The 19,770-nt window shown below is 39.6% G+C and carries 14 protein-coding genes; 12 read left to right on the top strand and 2 right to left on the bottom strand.

Features of this window, described 5'->3' with window-relative positions:
- The first annotated feature begins 110 nt into the window (after positions 1 to 110).
- Positions 111 to 1,427: a PQQ-dependent sugar dehydrogenase gene (locus tag LY11_RS19220; protein WP_111635264.1), complete on the top strand. Its 1,317-nt coding sequence runs from the start codon at positions 111 to 113 to the stop codon at positions 1,425 to 1,427.
- Complete coding sequence (locus LY11_RS19225) at positions 1,428 to 3,485, top strand: TonB-dependent receptor (RefSeq protein ID WP_111635265.1); 2,058 nt, start codon at positions 1,428 to 1,430, stop codon at positions 3,483 to 3,485.
- 44 nt (positions 3,486 to 3,529) lie between these two features.
- On the opposite strand, the gene LY11_RS19230 is transcribed toward LY11_RS19225, so the two are convergent.
- Entirely contained in the window at positions 3,530 to 3,871 is a 342-nt protein-coding gene (locus LY11_RS19230) for a single-stranded DNA-binding protein (protein WP_111635266.1), read from the bottom strand.
- Positions 3,872 to 4,107: 236 nt separating this feature from the next.
- Between LY11_RS19230 and LY11_RS19235 the strand changes: the two genes are divergently transcribed.
- From LY11_RS19235 to LY11_RS19250, 4 genes are all read left to right on the top strand, one after another.
- On the top strand, positions 4,108 to 4,470 hold the full coding sequence (locus tag LY11_RS19235) for a hypothetical protein (RefSeq protein WP_111635267.1): 363 nt from the start codon (positions 4,108 to 4,110) through the stop codon (positions 4,468 to 4,470).
- A 119-nt stretch (positions 4,471 to 4,589) separates the two neighbouring features.
- Positions 4,590 to 5,303 carry a YqjF family protein gene (locus LY11_RS19240; RefSeq protein ID WP_111635268.1) on the top strand — a complete coding sequence of 238 codons (714 nt, stop codon included), beginning with the start codon at positions 4,590 to 4,592 and terminating at the stop codon, positions 5,301 to 5,303.
- Positions 5,304 to 5,323: 20 nt separating this feature from the next.
- Complete coding sequence (locus tag LY11_RS19245) at positions 5,324 to 5,962, top strand: hypothetical protein (RefSeq protein ID WP_111635269.1); 639 nt, start codon at positions 5,324 to 5,326, stop codon at positions 5,960 to 5,962.
- Between the two features lie 41 nt (positions 5,963 to 6,003).
- Positions 6,004 to 7,200 carry an MFS transporter gene (locus tag LY11_RS19250; RefSeq protein ID WP_111635270.1) on the top strand — a complete coding sequence of 399 codons (1,197 nt, stop codon included), beginning with the start codon at positions 6,004 to 6,006 and terminating at the stop codon, positions 7,198 to 7,200.
- On the opposite strand, the gene lgt is transcribed toward LY11_RS19250, so the two are convergent.
- A complete protein-coding gene (gene lgt, locus LY11_RS19255; protein ID WP_111635271.1) occupies positions 7,190 to 8,068 on the bottom strand; it encodes a prolipoprotein diacylglyceryl transferase in 879 nt (292 codons plus the stop codon). The genes LY11_RS19250 and lgt overlap by 11 nt on opposite strands.
- A 134-nt stretch (positions 8,069 to 8,202) precedes the next feature.
- Here lgt and LY11_RS19260 point away from each other — a divergent pair, with 134 nt between their 5' ends.
- The 6 genes from LY11_RS19260 (at position 8,203) to LY11_RS19285 (ending at position 19,753) form a co-directional block, all read left to right on the top strand.
- Entirely contained in the window at positions 8,203 to 10,110 is a 1,908-nt protein-coding gene (locus LY11_RS19260) for a 7TMR-DISM family protein (protein WP_111635272.1), read from the top strand.
- Between the two features lie 257 nt (positions 10,111 to 10,367).
- Positions 10,368 to 13,418 (top strand): SusC/RagA family TonB-linked outer membrane protein, encoded by a 3,051-nt coding sequence (locus LY11_RS19265; protein ID WP_111635273.1) that lies wholly within the window; start codon positions 10,368 to 10,370, stop codon positions 13,416 to 13,418.
- A gap of 21 nt (positions 13,419 to 13,439) precedes the next feature.
- On the top strand, positions 13,440 to 14,915 hold the full coding sequence (locus LY11_RS19270; protein ID WP_111635274.1) for a RagB/SusD family nutrient uptake outer membrane protein: 1,476 nt from the start codon (positions 13,440 to 13,442) through the stop codon (positions 14,913 to 14,915).
- A 71-nt stretch (positions 14,916 to 14,986) separates the two neighbouring features.
- On the top strand, positions 14,987 to 17,287 hold the full coding sequence (locus tag LY11_RS19275) for a glycoside hydrolase family 3 N-terminal domain-containing protein (protein WP_111635275.1): 2,301 nt from the start codon (positions 14,987 to 14,989) through the stop codon (positions 17,285 to 17,287).
- A complete protein-coding gene (locus LY11_RS19280) occupies positions 17,287 to 18,708 on the top strand; it encodes a glycoside hydrolase family 30 protein (protein ID WP_111635276.1) in 1,422 nt (473 codons plus the stop codon). The genes LY11_RS19275 and LY11_RS19280 overlap by 1 nt, the downstream gene beginning before the upstream one ends.
- Before the next feature lie 76 nt (positions 18,709 to 18,784).
- The gene (locus LY11_RS19285) at positions 18,785 to 19,753 is read left to right on the top strand and encodes a class I SAM-dependent methyltransferase (RefSeq protein WP_111635277.1); all 969 of its coding nucleotides are present in this window, start codon (positions 18,785 to 18,787) and stop codon (positions 19,751 to 19,753) included.
- Positions 19,754 to 19,770: the final 17 nt, after the last annotated feature.

Consider the following 19,770-nt stretch of genomic DNA (forward strand, 5'->3'; position numbering starts at 1 on the left):
ATATATATATTTCATGAAACATCCTTTCAATTAACTTGTTAACAAAATAGCTTTAGCAAGCTATTGCGTAGCATTAAATTAAATATATACAACCTAAAAACCATATTCTAATGAAAAGATACCTTCTTCTGCTGAGTACCATACCCTTCATGGTTTCTTGTAATTCACAAACAAAAAAGAATACAACCAAGACAGATACCACAGGTAGTGATACGACTAAAAATGCGTTGAATTTGCCAGTACCAGACACTGGCGCTTCAAAAACCAAATTCAGTAAAGTAATAGGCTGGCCGGCCGATAAAACACCAGTAGCACCAGCAGGATTTACAGTTACCAGGTTTGCAGGAAATATTAAAAGCCCAAGAAACATCTATATTGCTCCTAATGGTGACATACTGGTTGTACTCTCCAATTCCGAGCGCAATACCAAAGAGAAAATAGCTAATGTACTAAGCGGCAAAGATAAAGCAGAAGTAAGTGGATCAAGTGCAAACACAGTACTCCTGTTCAGAGACACCAATAAAGATGGTAAATATGATTTACAAACCACGTTTTTATCCGGACTTGATCAACCTTACGGAGTATTGATTATTGGTAATTCATTTTACGTAGCCAATACTGATGGCTTATATGTCTACCCTTATCAAACAGGTGATACTAAAATCACTGCTAAAGGTAAAAAGATTGTGGAGCTGCCTGCTGGTGGATATAACAACCACTGGACAAGAAACCTGATTACCAATGCCGATCATTCTAAAATTTATATTACCGTAGGATCTGGAAGTAATGCAGGAGAGAATGGAATGGAGCATGAAGTACGCCGCGCTAACATCCTGGAAGTTAACCCGGACGGAACAGGTGAAAAAATATATGCTGCAGGATTAAGAAATCCTGTAGGCGTAGCCTGGGCCCCCGTTACCAATGCTTTATGGACTGCAGTAAATGAACGTGATGGTCTGGGGGATGACCTTGTACCTGATTATATCACCAGTGTTAAACCAGGAGGATTTTACGGCTGGCCGTACTCCTACTACGGTCAAAACGAAGATCCAAGATTAAAAGGCCAGCATCCTGAACTGGTTAAGTCTGCTCTTGTTCCTGATTTAGCAGTCGGATCACATACCGCATCTTTAGGTCTGACATTTTATACGGATAAAAAGTTTCCTGAAAAATATCAGAACGGAGCTTTCATTGGTCAGCATGGCTCATGGAACAGATCAGTATTAGCCGGTTACAAAGTCGCTTTTGTTCCTTTTAAAAATGGAAAACCAGCTGGAAAATTAGAAGACTTTCTAACAGGTTTCATTGCAGACGAAGCAAAAGGTGAAGTTTATGGTCGTCCTGTTGGTGTTGCTGTTGCAAATGATGGTGCACTACTGGTTGCAGATGATGTGAGTGGTGTAGTTTGGAGAGTTGCAGCCAAATAGATGAAGCAATTCCTTACGCTTTCACTTCTGACCTTAACTTTAACAAGCTTTAGTCAGGTCAAACCAGATACAACAAAGAAACTTGAAGAGGTCATTATCCGACCTTATTTTTCTACACAGCCCTTGTTAAGAACAACAGGGGCTGTGGCTATTTTAGACAGAAAAGTGCTGGATCAGCAACCTAATAGTTCATTGGTCACGGCTGTAAATACCATATCAGGAGTCCGGATGGAAGAACGTTCTCCGGGAAGTTACAGACTATCCATAAGAGGAAGCTTATTACGTTCCCCTTTTGGAATTAGAAATGTGAAGATCTACTTTGACGAATTTCCGTTAACTGATGCAGGCGGAAATAGCTATCTGAATGCACTGGGCTTATCTGGCATACAAAATATTCAAATATTAAAAGGCCCTCAAAGTAGTATCTATGGTGCTAATTCTGGAGGAGTCGTATTAATTGCGCCCAATACTATAGCTACAGACAGTACCCAGATTTCATTAAATCTTACCGGCGGTTCATTTGGCCTGCTCCATGAAAACCTGAACCTTGGTAAAAGGTGGAAAAACTACACCCTGAACATTAACCAGTCCTATCAAAGAAGTGACGGTTTCCGTGACCATAGCCAAATGGAAAGGAAATATTTGCAGGTACATCAAAAATGGGATTATACGCCAAAATCAAACCTGACAGCCTTGTTGTTCTATAGCGATTTACAGTATGAAACTCCGGGAGGGTTAACAGCAGCAGAGTATGAATTGAACCCAAAAGCATCAAGACCAGCTTTTGGTAAAATCAGAAGTCCGGCAGAACAGCAGGCAGGTATTTACAGCAAAACTTTTTATGCAGGAGTGACGAACAACTGGCAATTAAGTTCACAGTTTAAACATGTTCTTTCTGCGTTCACTTCTTACACAGATTTCAAGAATCCATTCCTCACTAATTACGAACACCGGAAGGAATTCACAATTGGAATTCGAACATATGTGGAATACTTTAAAAAATCAGAAGATGTTACCTGGAGATTCAACCTGGGTCTAGAAGCCGCTAAAACAGCTTCAAACATTGATAATAGAGATAATGACTACGGAATACCGGGTAATTTGCAAGCTTCAGACCGACTAAAAGCAGTAACCGATTTTAGTTATGCACATTTAAATGTGGATATCTTTCAAAGACTTTTACTGGAATTCTCAGTTAGCGGAAACTTATATCAATACAAATATGAACGTAAAGCTCCTGTTCCTGACCCTCAGAAAACGAAGAATTTTGACTTGCAGTTTATGCCCAGAGCAGCCCTCTCTTATTTATTAAATAAAGAACTATCCTTACGCGGATCTGTTAGCCGCGGTTATTCACCGCCCACACTTGCCGAAATCAGGGCATCGGACAATGTAATTAATATGGACTTACAACCAGAAAGCGGCTGGAATTATGAAACAGGGATCAGGTACCAAACAGCAAACCGCACAATATCTTTAGATCTCAATACTTTTTACTATCGGCTAAAAAATGCAATTGTCCGGAGATTAAATGAAAATGGCACAGAATTTTTCGTCAATGCAGGCGGAACAAAACAGTGGGGATTAGAAGCTTCCGCCTCAGCATGGCTGGTTCAGTCAAATAAAAACCGTTTTATCAGAGGATTATCAATTAAAAGTGCCTACACACTAAGCCGCTTTAAATTCGATCATTATATGGATCGTACAGTAGATCTTTCAGGGAAAGACCTTACCGGTGTTCCAAAAAACGTTATCGTCACCTCCATAGATCTGCAATTGCCAAAAGGGTTCTATATTTTCCTGCAACACAATTATACTTCAGGAATTCCGCTAACGGATGCCAATACCGTTTATGCAAAGGACTATCATTTGGTACAAAGCAAAATCGGCTGGAAAGAACTGCACATAGCAAATATTCCGGTAGAAATCTTTGCTGGTGCAGATAACCTGCTCAACCAAAATTACAGCCTTGGTAACGATCTGAATGCTGCCGGAGGAAGATACTTCAATCCTGCAGCCACCAGAAGCTTTTATGGCGGACTAAATATTCATTTCTAAAAAACTATTCCCTCCAACTCCGGCAGGCGGAGGGAATAGTCACCTTATAAGTCATATTTATCAACGACTTCCAGCTTGTGAATTACGATTTCAGTAGTATACCGCTGATCCCCATTTTTATCCATATAAGTCTGCGCACTCAGCTTCCCTTCTACCTGCATGGCCATACCCTTTTTAACGATATTTTCTACCAGTTCTACTTTCTGGTTCCAGAAAATTAAATTAAACCATTGCGTCTGGTCCATTGCCTCTCCTAAGCCATTCTTATAAAACTCATGTACGCCCAGACTTAACCTGGCCATCCTTTTCCCTGTAATAAAAGTCACAATTACCGGATCTGTAGCTGCATAACCAGTTAAACGCACGCTGTTTCTTACTCTATCCATATTTCACCTTTTATTTTATTAATACAAATTCTTTGTCCGGAACCGATTTCAAATCCGGTCATTCACCTCTTGCAGCGCAGAAAAAATTGAACGTTAAACCATCCCTGACCGTCAAACCAAATATGGGAATAAGAATACCCGTTAGTCGTTCATTAACCGTTTATTATCGGTTAGACTAAGATTTAAAAGAAAAAATATTTAACCACAAACACACAAAAACAGGGTAAGTTGCTGCTATGAAATATTGCCAGGATTGCGGGACGCTAATTAAAGGACGTACAGATAAAAAATTCTGTGATGATTACTGCCGGTGTCATTATAACAATGTGATCAATAGAAACCGGGATCAGAATTTCAAAAAAATCAATAGTATCCTGAAAAAAAACACCGGTATTCTGGAAAAACTGATTCAGCAGGGAATTAAAACCTCTACACCTTACTTACTTTCTGCGGCAGGTTTCAATTTCAGCTTTTTCACCCATCAATTAAATGAACAAAATGGAAAAATCTGCATTTACTGCTATAATTATGGATATATTAAAATAAATGAAGAACAATTAGCAATTAAACAAGTTACTCATTCCCTGTCATCTAACTAAAAAAAGTAAAACAACGCCGAAATAGTGAAATTCGAATGACAGGTTATTTCACTGTTAGTACCTCAATATCATTTAGGTTTAGTACTTTGGTCTATCAATCAATTTAGACCAAATCTTTAATGAGTTTTTTAACCGCAGAATGGAGAAAATTAGCAATTGCTAATTATGCCATCGATCAAGAAATCCTACGCCCTTACCTGCCAGCAGGTACGGAACTGGACATTTGGAATGACACCTGTTACGTAAGTTTAATAGGTTTCCTTTTTAAAAACACTAAACTACTGGGCTTCAGTGTTCCTTTTCATGCTAATTTTGAAGAGGTGAACCTGCGTTTCTATGTCAAGTATACAGAAGGCGACACCGTTAAACGCGGCGTAGTCTTTATCAAGGAAATAGTGCCTAAATTTGCACTTTCCGTGGTAGCTAATACCGTTTACCATGAACATTATGAAGCCATGCCAATGACCCACAAGTGGTCGGAAACTGAAGATGAGCGTGAAGTAGAATACAGTTGGAGGTGTAAAAATGAATGGCAGGTTTTCTCTGTAAAAGCGAACAAAGCGCTGTCTGAAATTTTACCGGACAGTGAAGCTGAATTCATTACCGGACATTACTGGGGTTATACCAAATGTAATGAGACAGAAACTAACGAATACGAAGTAAAACACCCTAAATGGGCACAATATAAAGTTAAAGAATTCAAAATTGCTGTAGATTTCGCACACACTTATGGCCCGGAATTCGACTGTCTGAACCATCAGGAACCAGTTTCTGTGATGCTGGCAGAAGGTTCGGACATTTCTGTAGAAGGCAAAAGAGGAATTCAGGGTTAGAAACCCTATTTTAAATATTTATGATCAATACATCAGACCTTCAATTGTTGCCAGACAACAAAAAACTACAATCCGCCTGCAAAGCTATGGCCGTATTAGATGCCATACTTTGCCAGGACTGGACTTATCGTTATCACTCATACAATAGTCAATGGAGTGAAGACGAAGAATTTTTTGAAATGCGCAACGGAGAAGGTGACCAGTTGCTGGCGCTATTCAGAAAAGAAGGAGCTGTAATTAATGGTTATTTCTCAGAAGCAGAACAAGGGGAAAAAGACAAATTAACCGATCAGCTTCCTGAGGTATTCCATGAATTCATTTTTGGAGAACCTGTAGCCTCTGCCGGAACTACTTTTTCAGTATGGCAACTAAACGGTCAGCCCTGGAAAACAGGAATACCTGCTGAAAATGACGATCATTCAGCAGAACTGCTAACCCCGCTGGATGCAGAACCTGCTACCTATATTAAATGGGCATCAGATTATTTCAAAGGAAGTTATGCAGAAGGCGGAATTCCATTGGATACTGTAACCCGGATTTTCAACCAGGAACCATTGACTAAAGAGCTGATTTCCTCCTTAGTTAATGAACTGGAAGACTGGGATCAGCTGATAGAGGATCTGATAGAAATTTCATATCCATATCATATAAATCTGTAAACCATGCAATTGGCTCTAACAATCTTATCTTTGCGGCCAATATGAAATTACTGAAGCTAATTACCAATACAAAAATAAGCCTGATTACACTTTGCCTGGGTGGCATCAGCCTGGGAATGACAGAATTCATGATGATGGGGGTATTGCCGGATGTCGCTAAAACCCTCAGCATCAGTATTCCCTCAGCAGGGAACTTAATATCTATTTATGCCTTAGGTGTAATTATCGGGGCTCCGATAATGGTTGCCGTTCTTGGAAAGTATCCTCCCAAAAAGGTATTGATCGGACTCATGATTACCGTGGCCAGCGGTAACATCTTATTCAGCTTTGCCCCAACCTATGAATTATTGCTGGTTGCACGTTTTTTGGTTGGCTTACCACACGGTGCTTTTTTTGGTATCGGTGCAGTAGTTGCCAGCAGACTAGCTGACCCCGGAAGTGAAGCCAAATCAGTTTCAGTGATGTTTGCCGGACTTACGATAGCGAATATAATTGGCGTACCTCTGGGCACATTTATCGGTCACAATGTGAGCTGGAGAATTTCCTTCCTTTTAGTCTCTGTAATAGCACTGATTACCGCAGCCAGCATCAAATTATGGTTGCCGGTGCTCCCATCACAATCAGAAACCAAGTTTTCGGACAGCCTTAAAGTATTTAAAAAACCAGAACTCTGGATCATTATAGGAATTTCTGCGATCGGTACAGGAGGATTATTTGCCTGGATCAGTTATATCGCACCGCTGATGACAGAAGTCGCACACTTCAACAGCAATATGATTACGCCGATCATGGTCATTGCAGGCCTGGGAATGGCAGTAGGTAATTTCATTGGCGGCCGTTTGGCAGACAAGTTTTCACCACTTAAAACAACTAGTTACTTATTATTGGCTATGATTGTTACCCTGATCCTGGTTGCTCTTTTAAGTCATATTAAAGTTGCAGCAATCCTGTTGACTTTCATTACAGGAGCACTCGCCTTCGCAGTTATTGCACCAATGCAAATGCTGATGATAGGCGCAGCAAAAGGCGCAGAAATGTTAGCCTCTTCCTCTATGCAGGCCAGTGCGAATACAGGTAATGCTTTAGGTGCATTTTTAGGAGGTATGCCAATTGCAGCCTACGGCTTTACCTCGCCACAATATGTAGGTGCGGGATTAGCCTTCGGTGGATTCTTACTCTGTATGTTGCTAACCTCCATGTTAAATAACAGGACAAAATTGAAAACTGCTATCGCTTAGCAGTTTTCAATACTACTTTTTGTTTCAGCAGTACTTTTTCTTCTTCTTTCATCGGAGTCTGTTCCTCGTCCCCTCTTTTAAGGTACATAATTACCATACCCGTTAAAATAAAAGGAATACTCAGCAATTGCCCCATATTCAGCAGCATGCCCGCCTCAAAAGCAGACTGATCCTCTTTAATAAATTCAATAGCAATTCTGAAACAGAAGATCAGGAAGATGACCATTCCGAAATAAAAACCAGAAGCCCTCGGATATTTCTTCATCATCAGGTAAACAAAGCCAAAAATCAATAAATAGACGATAGCCTCATATAATTGTGCCGGATGGCGCGGAATATTATCATCCCTTAGAAAAACAAAAGCCCAGCTCACATCAGTCGGCTTACCAATAATTTCTGAATTCATCAGATTACCCAACCGGATAAAAGTACCTGCAAGCGGAACTACCAGGGCAACCTGGTCTAGCAGGAACCACAATTTCACCTTGAACTTTCTGCTAAATAAAATTAAGCTCAGCATAATTCCTATTCCACCACCGTGACTTGCCAATCCCAGGAAACCAGTGATCCGGAAATGCGGTGTAAAAGTAACCGGGAGTACAGCTTCCAGCGGATGCTGAGAAAAATAAGCAAAATCATAAAACAGCACGTGTCCCAGACGTGCCCCGATTAATGTTCCCAGAACAGCATAAATCGTTAAAGAATCCATCAGCTCCACATCAATCCCATATTTAATAAATTGTTTTTTGACTACGATATAACTAAAAACAAAAGCAAGCAGAAAAAACAGGGAATAATACTTTAAAGCGAAAAAACCTAAATCTATCAGCGAATCACCGGGGTTCCATATTATGGTAGCTATACTCATATTTCCTTAAAATTTGTATTAATGCCTGCAAATATAGGCCATATATACACATATGCAATCACGTTGCAGATTTGAAATCAAATTAATCCTATCTTTGCTTTCATACCAGATGCCAAGGCCTTTCTTATTCATTTATGTTTAACCGGTTCACACTCTCACGCTTAAGTACCTTACTCACAGTAATTCTCCTGCTTGTTATTAGTCCGGCTATTTATGCGCAGCAACCAGTCACCGTAAACGACAATATCAATCAGCACATCTTTAATTTTGGTGAGATAGAATGGTTAAAAGACACCCAAAACAAGCTCAGCTTTGAGCAGATCAGCAGTAAAGATTTTGATCAGCATTTCATAAAAAGCATAAAAAGCACTCCGCAAACTACCGATCTGAAAGCAACCTATTGGTTTAGAATTAAGATTAAACACAATAGTAAAGCCAGCAAAAGATACCTGCTGGAGTTCTTCGATCAAACCATAGACCATGTAACCGCCTATTTACCCCAAAAGGACGGACATTACAAAATCAAAGAATTCGGTGATCAATTCAACTTTGACCAGCGTGAACTTCACCATAAAAACTTCGAGCTGTACATCAATAACGACAATGATGAAACACAGCTTTATTACTTCAAATTTAAATCCTCACAGATCTCTGATGCCATCATCGTACTCAGAAGCGTAGACTGGTTTATCTCTTACGCACTGGATGAATACTTTTATTTCGGCATATTCTATGGAATGATCCTGGTTTTTAGCTTCTATAACCTGATCATGTTTATCGCCATGCGGCAAAGACAATACCTCTATTACGTACTGTATAATCTAAGCGTGGGTTTCTTTGAAATGAGTACAGACGGTATCGCCTACCAGTATTTATGGTCTTCCGCTACCGGATGGAACCAGATTGCTTATGCCTTTGCCCTGTATGCAACCAGTATATTTGCCCTGCTGTTTACCAAAGAACTGCTCTTTGTGAAAGCTAATGCCCCGAAACTAAACAAGTTTATACTTTATATCATCAGCATCCGGACAGTCCTGTTTCTTTACAGCCTGATCATAGACCAGTCATTGCTTACCTATAAATTCCTCGAATTTATTCCCCTTGCTGTAGCCTTCTATACCGGTATTTATATTTACAAACAAGGTTATAAGCCTGCCCGTTTCTTTGTTTTAGGCTATAGTTTTCTTTTTATCGGCTTTACCTTAAAATTCCTGATTATGCTGGGATTTGCCTGGCTAAACTTTGGGGTGATCAGCTATTACAGTCTGAGCTTCTGTTTTATTCTGGAAATGGTATTTCTTTCCTTTGCTATTGGCGATAAACTGCGCATTCTGAAAACCAAGGAAGAAAAAGTACAGCGTCAGATGATCCATCAGATGGCAGAAAATGTAAAACTGAAAGACACTCTAAACCAGCAACTGGAAACTAAAGTAGAAGAACGCACTAAAGAAGTATTTCATAAATCCCTAATTATTGAAGCTAAAAATGCGGAGCTGCTTGCAGTTAATGACAGGCTGCAGCAACAAGCAGAAGAAATATCCAGGATGAACATACTCCTGGAACAAGACAATCAGGAACTGCAAACCAATGTAGAAAAAGTAACCCGTGACCGCGTGATGTCTGCTGATGTTGATTTTGAAGAATTCAGTAAAATCTATCCCGACAAAGACAGCTGCAACCTGTTTCTGTCCGAACTCAAATGGAAAGACGGTTATAGCTGCCGCAAATGTAAAAACACACATTTCTATAGCGGGCACATCACCTTTAGCAGAAGGTGCAGTAAATGCGGATATGAAGAATCTGTTACTGCTTATACCGTTTTTCAAAATACCCGTATCCCCATTAATAAAGCATTTTATATGATTTTCCTGATCTACTCCAGTAAAGGAAAAATCTCTTCACACAAGCTCGCTGAAATACTGAATATCCGCCAAAGTACCTGCTGGACTTATGGTTCCAAGATCAAACTCCTGATGGAAGAAAGAAAAACAGTACTAAAAAAGACCAGCAAAAACGGGTGGAGCCAGCTTGTTCTGGATTAAAGCCATTAAAATCACATTAATTCTTTAAGGGTATCAGAGCGTATCGTTTATGCCGTACCTGGTATTGAATATCTTCTCCTATGCCCTGTATATCAGCCACAAACCCTTATTTACCCTACGGTATTGAAGCGTATCAAATACTCCATAATTAACTGTTCATCAGCTATTTATAAAAAATATATTTGTTTAATATGTTGATTTTAACAGATATTAGCCCTTAACTTTAACAATCAAATACAAACCTAAATAAGCAAATCATGACTAAAAATTTTACTCTTTTAATCATTTGTCTTTTATGCGGGATCTCTGTAGCCATAGCACAGAACATCAACATAAAAGGTGAAGTCAAAGATCATCAGGGTCTGCCTTTACCGGGAGTCTCGGTTAAAGTCGATGGAACCAGCAACGGGGTGATGACTAATAAAGACGGTATTTACACGCTGTCTGCTCCAGGAAACGGAACACTTACTTTTTCATTTATAGGCTATAAAACGATTTCGGAGGCTATTAATAACAGAACCAATATCAATACTACACTGGCTGATTCAAACCAGGAACTGAATGAAGTAGTCGTTATAGGTTATGGCTCACAGAAAAAGAAAGACATTACTTCAGCGATCTCTACCATCAGTGTGAAAGATGTAAGCGCGCGCCCAATCATCAATACCTCTGAAGTTCTTGCAGGAAAAGCTCCCGGAGTACAGGTATTCAACGCATCAGGCGCACCAGGCGGTGGTAATTTCAGCGTAAGAATACGCGGAGCATCTTCACCAAACGGCTCTGAACCGATTTACGTTGTAGACGGAGTTGTAGTAAGAAACACAGAAAGTATAGACCCTAACAATATCGAATCAATCAGTGTACTGAAAGATGCCTCTGCTGCCGGAATCTATGGTTCATTAGGAGCCACCAATGGTGTCGTATTAATTACTACTAAAAAGGGAACTGCAGGACAAACCAAGGTAGAAGTTAACATGTATGCAGGTAAACAGCAAATCATTAAAAAATTGGATATGCTGAATGCCGACCAGTACAAAGACCTGATCAATGATGAGTATACCAATAAAGGACAGAATGTACCCGCATTCCCAGCTAATTTCACTGCCAATAACAACTGGCAGGACCTGACTTACCGTTCTGCAAACCAAAGTGGAATTAATGTAGGCGTATCCGGCGGTACCGACAAAGGAACCTTCTATTTAGGATTAGGCCGCTTACAACAAGACGGAATTGTATACGGTACTAACTTTAAACGTTATTCTACCAACCTGAGCTTAGAACAAAAGCTGAAACCATGGTTATCTGTAGGAACTAATGTTGCTTACAACAGAACCGACGGCCGTACCGTGAATGATAACCAGTCTGCTAACAGAGGAGGAACCATACTTGGTGCACTTTACGCTCCGCCTATCCTTCCAATCTTTAATTCAAATGGTAAATACCAGGCGAACACAGATAACGTTTCTAACCCATTGGATGATATTTACAGTAATGAGAACCATTATGTAAAAAACAACTTACTGGGAAATGCACACGCCGAAATCACTTTACCATTTAACATTAAGTACCGTTCACAATTAGGTATTTCATTAAACAACTATAACAACGATACCTTTACCAACCCGCTAACTAACCAGGGAGCAAGCCAGGTAAATGGTATAGGAACAAATACAGCCAATGAAACTTTCCGTTATACCTGGGATAACACCTTGACCTACTCTACAGTAATCAACGGAAAACACAACATTACTGCTGTAGTTGGAACGTCAGCTATCGAAGAAAAATATACCAGCAGCTATTTATACGGTACAGGTTTTCCAGCTGGAATAAAGACCTTAAATGCTGCAAGTGCGAACAAACAGATCTCTACTTTTAAAACAGACTGGACAAGTAATTCTTACTTTGGCCGTATCAACTACGGTTATGACGATAAGTACCTGTTAACCGCGTCATTAAGAGCTGACGGATCATCCAGAGCAGGTATTAATAACCAGTGGGGATATTTTCCGGCAGTATCCGGAGCATGGCGTATCTCTAACGAAGACTTTTTGAAAGACAATACTGTTATCAAAGACCTAAAACTAAGAGCAGGTTATGGTGAAGTAGGTAATTTGCCCCAAACACTATACAATAGCTACAGCTCACTAGACCCTTCAGCCTATTTATTTGGCGGCAACAGTGCTTCAGGTTACAGACCAGCTAATCCATTTGGTAATCCAGATCTGAAATGGGAAAGTACTAAAGGATTAAATATTGGTTTTGATCTGTCTGTATTAAATGACAGAGTATCATTCAGTGCTGATTACTACGATAAAAAAACAACTAACTTCATTTTCCCGGTAACTTTCCCTACTGCAATTTCGGGTAATGCAAATACTGGTTATTATAATCTACCGGGTAATATCTCGAACAAAGGGATTGAATTTTCAGTAACAGGAAGAATACTGGCTAAAACTGATTTCTCATGGACTGCTAACTTAAACGCATCCTTTAATAAAAATTCTGTAAATGGTATGCCACAATTAGTGGACAGTAAAGGAAATAATGTAGACCAGACCTTTCCATTCGGTGGTATAGGATTTGGTGGTAATGGAAATAACACTAATCTGTCTATTGTTAAAAATGGTTTGCCATTAGGCGCATTTTATGGTTATCAGTATACAGGTGTTGATCCAGCTAATGGAAATGCACTGTACAGAAAAGCAGATGGAACGATCACTGCAAAACCAGAAGCAGCAGACCAGACTTACCTGGGCAGCGGACTGCCAAAAGGAGTATATGGCTTTACCAATAGTTTTAACTACAAAAGCTTAAGCCTGGACATCTTAATTGATGCAGTTACCGGAAATAAAGTTTACAATGCGACAAGAGTAGAAACTGAATCTATGTCTTCTACAGCTAATGCAAGTGCAGCAGTATTAGATCGCTGGAGAAAACCAGGTGATATTACTGATATTCCAGGTGCATTTTTTGGTGGTATAAACGCTGCGGGTACAACCAATACGCTTCCATCATCACGCTTTGTGGAGAATGGTTCATTTGTCCGTTTGAAATCAATCACGTTAAGCTACAGGATTAAAAACAGCTTGTTTGATAAACAAGGTATACAGCTGACTGTGTATGCTACAGCTCAGAACCTATGGACCATTACCAAATACAAAGGCTATTACCCTGAGGTCAATACCTTTAGTTCAAGCTCTCAGCAAGATGGTAAACTTGGTGCACCAAGCTCTACTGCTGTGGGTATAGATTACGGTACTTACCCGCAAACAAAAACATACACAGCAGGTCTGAATCTATCTTTTTAATCCTATCCTAAATTTTAAGAAATGAACAACTATCATAAAATATTAACCATTGCAATGTGCGGCTCAATTGGCCTGCTCTGCTCTTGTAAAAAAAGCTTTTTAGACAAACAACCAATCTCACAAGGTACTGCCGGAACCTATTATAAAACTGCAAGTGATGCCGAAGGTGGCCTTGTAGGCGTTTATCAGCAAGCCTTTTTAACCAATCAATACTGGGTTTGGGATTATATTACCAATGGTGATGCCCGTGCAGACAACTGTTACGCAGGTGGTGATAACCCTGACAACTTTGCAATTGATAACTTCCAGCTTACTCCACAAAACGGAAACGCGACCCGTAACTGGCAGAATTTATATCAGGACATCTATGCAGCGAATATAGTACTGGATTATGTCCCTAAAATTGCAGCAGAACAATTTGCAAATAACAGACAACAGGAGATTCTGGGTGAAGCTAAATTTATAAGAGCACTGGATTACTTCCAATTGGTAACTACCTACAATGATGTACCGCTGATTTTGTCAACTGTTGATTTTCCTGCTAAACCCAGCAGAAACGCAGCAACAGAAGTATATGCACAAATAGAGAAAGACCTGATAGACGCAGAAACAGCCTTACCACTTACCGCAGCTTCAGTTGGTCATGCCACTAAAGGATCAGCACAAGCACTATTGGCTAAAGTATATGCACAAGAAGGAAAATATCAGCAGAGTCTGGACTATAGCAATAAAGTAATCAACTCAGGAAAATACGCATTGGTCCCTAACTTTGCTACTTTGTTTGATGGCACCAAGAATACCTCTGAATCTATATTTGAAATTCAGCACTCCTCTGCAAGTGGTTTTACCAGTTACAATGTTTCTTTATTCTTACCTGCAAAATTTGGCACTTACTCTTTCAATAAATTCAACCTTCCAACAAATGACCTGGTCAACCTGTATAAATCTCAAAACGATAATATCCGTTTGAGCTCCTCAGTTTACCTGGCAACCGTTGGTACAGATGGTCTGGCTGCCGGAGATCCGATCCCAACACCTTATACTGCTGCCTATGGCACAATTCCATTCCTTTATAAATGGAAAACCAATATTTCACAATATGGAGGTGGTACAGACAACACTATTCTGCTGCGTTTAGCAGATATTATCCTGCTAAAAGCTGAAGCACTGAACCAATTAGGTCAAACAGGAGCAGCAATTCCTTTAGTGAACCAGATCAGGGCCAGAGTTTCACTTGCACCAATTACAGCAACTTCAAAAGATGATGTCGCATTGGCTATCCTGAATGAAAGAAGAATGGAATTAGCATTTGAAGGTAACCGCTGGAATGACCTTTTAAGATTCGGTAAACAATACACAATTGACCTGATGAACAAACAAACCGGTCCTGATGGAAAACCATTGAATTACAATGTAAGTCAGACTAAATTATTATTCCCGGTTCCATTTAATGAAATACAATTAGATGGGAATCTGACTCAGAACCCAGGTTACTAACAAAATTTAATATAGATCCCGAAGGCAGCTCAGGCTGCCTTCAATTTTTTAAGCCCAAATAAACAATTAAGATGTATTTAAGAAAACCCCTCTCAGTTCTTTTGTTAATGCTCTCTTACGGAATAGTCGATGCACAAACAAAGAATAATGCGAAAGTAGAAAGCCTGCTTCAGAAAATGACCCTGGAAGAAAAGGTAGGTCAGATGGCACAGATCACGCTCGACGTTATCGGAACCGGTAAAGATCGTTTTACCAGTGATGAACCGTTTGCACTGGATCAAAAAGCAATGGAAAAAGCACTGATTCAGTATAAACTGGGCTCAGTATTAAATACATCAAACAACAGGGCAAGAACACCTAAAGTCTGGTATGAAATTATCAGTAAGATCCAGCAAACTGCCATGAAAGGAACCAAAAATGGTATTCCTGTGATCTATGGTATTGATGCTATTCACGGTGAAACTTATACCGCAGGTGCAACCATGTTCCCGCAGCAAATCGGACAAGCAGCAACTTTCAACAGAAGCCTTGTTCGCAGAGGAGCTGAGATTACTGCTTATGAAACCCGTGCAAGCTCTATTCCATGGGCATTTTCTCCTTTATTGGATTTAGGTGCTGATCCCCGCTTCCCTCGTCAATGGGAAAGTTTCGGAGAAGATCCTTATTTAGTAAGCGAAATGGGTGTTCAGGCTGTAAAAGGTCTGGAAGGAGACAACAATGATGTCTCTAATCCATACCGTGTAGCCTCTTCCATTAAACACTTTTTAGGTTACCAAGTACCAATTTCAGGTAAAGACAGAACCCCTGCCTATATTTCTGACCAGGCCTTAAGAGAATATCACTTACCATCTTTCAGAGCAGCTATTCAGGCAGGTGCGAAAACTATCATGATTAACTCAGGAATTATTAATGGTGTTCCGGTTCATGCTAACTATAACCTGATCACTAAATTGTTAAAAGAAGAATTAGGTTTCAAAGGACTGGCGGTTACAGATTGGGGTGATATTGAAAACCTTTACAAAAGAGATCACGTAGCAAAAGATAATAAGGATGCCGTAAGGATTGCTATTAATGCAGGTATTGACATGTCAATGGTTGCTTATAACTATGAGCCTTTTTGTGATGATTTGATTGCTTTAGTTAAAGAAGGTAAAGTAAAAGAAAGCCGTATCGATGATGCAGTAAGAAGAATCTTACAGGTAAAATTTGATTTAGATCTTTTCAACAAGCCAACAACCAACCCTAAAGACTATCCTAAGTTTGGCAGTAAAGAATTTGAGCTGGCTTCTTACCAAGCAGCAGCAGAATCTATTACCTTGTTAAAAAATACAGATCAGGCTTTACCATTGAACAAAGGAGTGAAAATTTTGGTTACTGGCCCTAACGCAAATTCAATGAGAACTTTGAATGGTGCATGGACTTACTCATGGCAGGGAGAAAAAGTAGAAGAATTCGCCGCAAAATATAATACGATCCTGAAAGCTTTAGAAAATAAAGCCGGCAAGCAAAACGTGACCTATGTACCGGGTGTGAGCTATAAAATGGATGGCAAATACTTTGAAGAATATGCAGATCAGTTAGACGCAGCAATTGCCGCAGCTAAAGATGTGGATGTAGTTGTTTTATGTTTAGGAGAGAACTCTTACACAGAAACCCCAGGTAACTTAAGTGACCTTTATCTTTCAGATCTTCAGACAGAGCTTGCGCAAAAACTTGCGGCTACAGGTAAAAAGATCATTTTAGTATTGAATGAAGGCCGCCCGAGAGTGATCTCTAAATTTGAGAAAAAAATGAGTGCAGTCGTACAGAGTTACCTGCCTGGTAATTTTGGTGGCGATGCCATTGCTGACGTACTATTAGGTACAGTAAACCCATCAGGTAAATTACCTTACACTTACCCGCAATATCCAAATGCCTTGTTTACTTATTACCATAAACCATCTGAAGCACGTTCTACTACAGAAGGTGTTTATAACTACGATGCAGATTATAACCCGCAGTACGTTTTCGGATTTGGTTTAAGTTATACCACGTTCAAATACAGTCCAATTAAATTAAGTACAGCTGCTTTGAAAAAAGGAGAAACTTTAACCGTTTCTGTAGAGGTAACCAATACTGGTAAAGTTGCAGGTAAGGAAAGTGTGTTGTTATTTACCTCAGACCTGGTAGCTACTTTAGTTAGCCCTGACGTGAAACGTTTAAGAGGGTTTGATAAAATAGAATTAAAAGCCGGTGAAACTAAAACAGTAACTTTTAAGATTACTGCAGATGATCTAGGCTTTATTAATCCAGAAGGCCAGAAAGTAACTGAAGACGGAGACTTTACCGTACAAATTGCTGATCAGAAAATCAATTTCACTTACAATCAATAATGATGAAGAAGAATATCCTATTTGCTTTTGCGATTGCGCTATCAGCGTGTTCAGCAAAAAGAACAGCAACAGATCCTAACCGGTCTGCTGCTGCTAACAGTGAAGTTAAATACTGGCTCACTACAGGTGATCAATCAGCCTTATTACAAGAACAGTCAACGACTTTAAAATTTGGTACCGCTCAATCTGCCAATCCTGTAATTAGTGTTGATGAAACACAAAAATTTCAAACTATTGATGGTTTTGGTTACACTTTAACCGGCGGCAGTGCCAGCTTAATCAATGCGTTGGATGAAAAGACTAAAGATGCCTTATTGCAGGAACTGTTCTCTACAAAGAAAAACAGTATCGGCGTAAGTTACCTGAGGATCAGTATCGGCGCTTCAGATCTGAGTGCAGATAACTTTACTTACAATGAATTACCTGCCGGACAGACTGATATTAATCAGGATAAGTTCTCTATGGCTAAAGAAATGACAGATTTAGTACCTATCCTGAAAAAGATCCTGGCTATTAACCCTGACCTAAAAATCTTAGGTTCTCCATGGACTGCTCCTACCTGGATGAAAACGAACCATAGCTTTAAAGGCGGAAGTCTGAAACCAGAATACTACGAATCTTATTCAAAATACCTGGTGAAATATATTCATGCGATGAAAGCTCAGGGAATTACAATTGATGCAATCACGATTCAGAATGAGCCTTTACATCCTGGGAATGTTCCAAGTATGTATATGGAAGCAAAAGATCAGGCTATGTTCATTAAATCTGCTTTAGGCCCTGTATTTAAAGCTGCTGGTGTTAAAACAAAGATTATCATTTACGATCATAACGCAGATCGCCCGGATTATCCGATTACTATTCTGGATGACCCAGAGGCAAAACAATACGTTGATGGATCTGCTTTCCACTTATACGGCGGTCAGATCACAACATTGTCTAAAGTTCATGAAGCACATCCGGACAAAAACCTGTACTTCACAGAACAATGGGTTGGCGGACCGGGTAAATTTGATGAGGAGCTAAAGTGGCATGTCTCTACTTTAATTATCGGAGCAACCCGTAATTGGAGCAGAAATGTTTTAGAGTGGAATTTAGCCGCTGACCCACTATATGGCCCACATACTGTAGGCGGATGTAAAAATTGCTTAGGGGCGATTACTGTAGCTCCTGAGGTTACAAAAAACGTAGCTTATTACATTATTGGCCATGCGTCGAAATTTGTAAGACCAGGATCTTACAGAATCGGTTCTAACATTACTGACAATTTAGAAAACGTAGCCTTCAGGACTCCGGATGGAAAAACTGCACTGATCGTTGTCAATGGAAACACCGCTGAAAAAACCTTTAACATTCAATATAAAGGAAAAACAGTAAAAACTTCATTGCCAGCAGGTGCTGTTGCAACTTATGTCTGGTAGTTTTATAGCATTAAAAAATTTTCTTAATCAAATAATGTACCTTTAGCGGCATACTTATAAAGTTATAAATATTAGAATGACCAAAGAAAATAAAGTTTATCACTCGGTGACTTGCAGAATATGCAAGTCACCTTTTTCAAAAGAATATAATTTCAAAGAGCAGATGTTTGGCTTCGGCGATGAATTCCGTTACCAGGAATGCTCTTCTTGCGGATGTTTGCAGATTGCAGAATTACCAGCCGATATTATCAAATACTATCCTCCATATTATTATTCTTTTACCCAGAAAATAGCGACGCTAAAAAAACTTCCGTTCCTGAAAAGGTTATTGGGAAATCACAGAATACAGCGCAAATACAGCAAAGACTATAACCTTCTAAAATACCTGAAACCTATCAACGCCAAAATTGATGATAGAATTCTGGATGTAGGCTGCGGCAAAGGACAATTGATCTGTGACCTGTTTAACCAGGGCTTTAAGCAGGTAGAAGGCGTAGATAAGTTTCTCCCTCAGGAAATTGATTACGGATACGGTGTAAAAGTAATGAAAAAGGAGCTGACAGAATTACAAAGTCACACTTATGATCTGATTATGATGCACCATGTTCTAGAGCATATGGATCAGCAAAAACAAGCTTTAACAGATTGCCGTGGATTGCTGAAAGAAGAAGGCTGTCTGCTGATCAGAATTCCTGTACTTGGAGAAGCATGGGAGCGCTACCAGGGCAACTGGGTTCAACTGGATGCACCAAGGCATTTCTTTTTACACACTTTAAAAAGCATGAGCATTCTTGCGGAAGACGCTGGCTTTGAAATCAGGCAAACCACGTATGATTCCACAGGGTTCCAGTTTTATGCCAGTGAACTTTATGAAAAGAAAATCCCATTATTCTCTGCAGCAAACGATTATAATCTTCATCCTATAGAGAAAGAGTTTACACCAGGAGAATTAAAAGCTTTTGAACAGGAAGCTGAGAAACTCAATGCAGTGCAAAGAGGAGATTCAGCTGTTTTTTATTTATATAAAAAGCCAGCCCGCTCCTGATTTTCTGGCCGGACTCT

Source organism: Pedobacter cryoconitis, from assembly GCF_003259615.1.
Classification (GTDB): domain Bacteria; phylum Bacteroidota; class Bacteroidia; order Sphingobacteriales; family Sphingobacteriaceae; genus Pedobacter; species Pedobacter cryoconitis.

What these genes read in the sequence shown, in the direction of transcription:
- LY11_RS19220 (WP_111635264.1), top strand. Translation starts at nt 111, where the DNA reads ATGAAAAGATACCTTCTTCTGCTGAGTACCATACCCTTCATGGTTTCT.
- LY11_RS19225 (WP_111635265.1), top strand. Translation starts at nt 1,428, where the DNA reads ATGAAGCAATTCCTTACGCTTTCACTTCTGACCTTAACTTTAACAAGC.
- LY11_RS19230 (WP_111635266.1), bottom strand. Translation starts at nt 3,871, where the DNA reads ATGGATAGAGTAAGAAACAGCGTGCGTTTAACTGGTTATGCAGCTACA.
- LY11_RS19235 (WP_111635267.1), top strand. Translation starts at nt 4,108, where the DNA reads ATGAAATATTGCCAGGATTGCGGGACGCTAATTAAAGGACGTACAGAT.
- LY11_RS19240 (WP_111635268.1), top strand. Translation starts at nt 4,590, where the DNA reads ATGAGTTTTTTAACCGCAGAATGGAGAAAATTAGCAATTGCTAATTAT.
- LY11_RS19245 (WP_111635269.1), top strand. Translation starts at nt 5,324, where the DNA reads ATGATCAATACATCAGACCTTCAATTGTTGCCAGACAACAAAAAACTA.
- LY11_RS19250 (WP_111635270.1), top strand. Translation starts at nt 6,004, where the DNA reads ATGAAATTACTGAAGCTAATTACCAATACAAAAATAAGCCTGATTACA.
- lgt (WP_111635271.1), bottom strand. Translation starts at nt 8,068, where the DNA reads ATGAGTATAGCTACCATAATATGGAACCCCGGTGATTCGCTGATAGAT.
- LY11_RS19260 (WP_111635272.1), top strand. Translation starts at nt 8,203, where the DNA reads ATGTTTAACCGGTTCACACTCTCACGCTTAAGTACCTTACTCACAGTA.
- LY11_RS19265 (WP_111635273.1), top strand. Translation starts at nt 10,368, where the DNA reads ATGACTAAAAATTTTACTCTTTTAATCATTTGTCTTTTATGCGGGATC.
- LY11_RS19270 (WP_111635274.1), top strand. Translation starts at nt 13,440, where the DNA reads ATGAACAACTATCATAAAATATTAACCATTGCAATGTGCGGCTCAATT.
- LY11_RS19275 (WP_111635275.1), top strand. Translation starts at nt 14,987, where the DNA reads ATGTATTTAAGAAAACCCCTCTCAGTTCTTTTGTTAATGCTCTCTTAC.
- LY11_RS19280 (WP_111635276.1), top strand. Translation starts at nt 17,287, where the DNA reads ATGATGAAGAAGAATATCCTATTTGCTTTTGCGATTGCGCTATCAGCG.
- LY11_RS19285 (WP_111635277.1), top strand. Translation starts at nt 18,785, where the DNA reads ATGACCAAAGAAAATAAAGTTTATCACTCGGTGACTTGCAGAATATGC.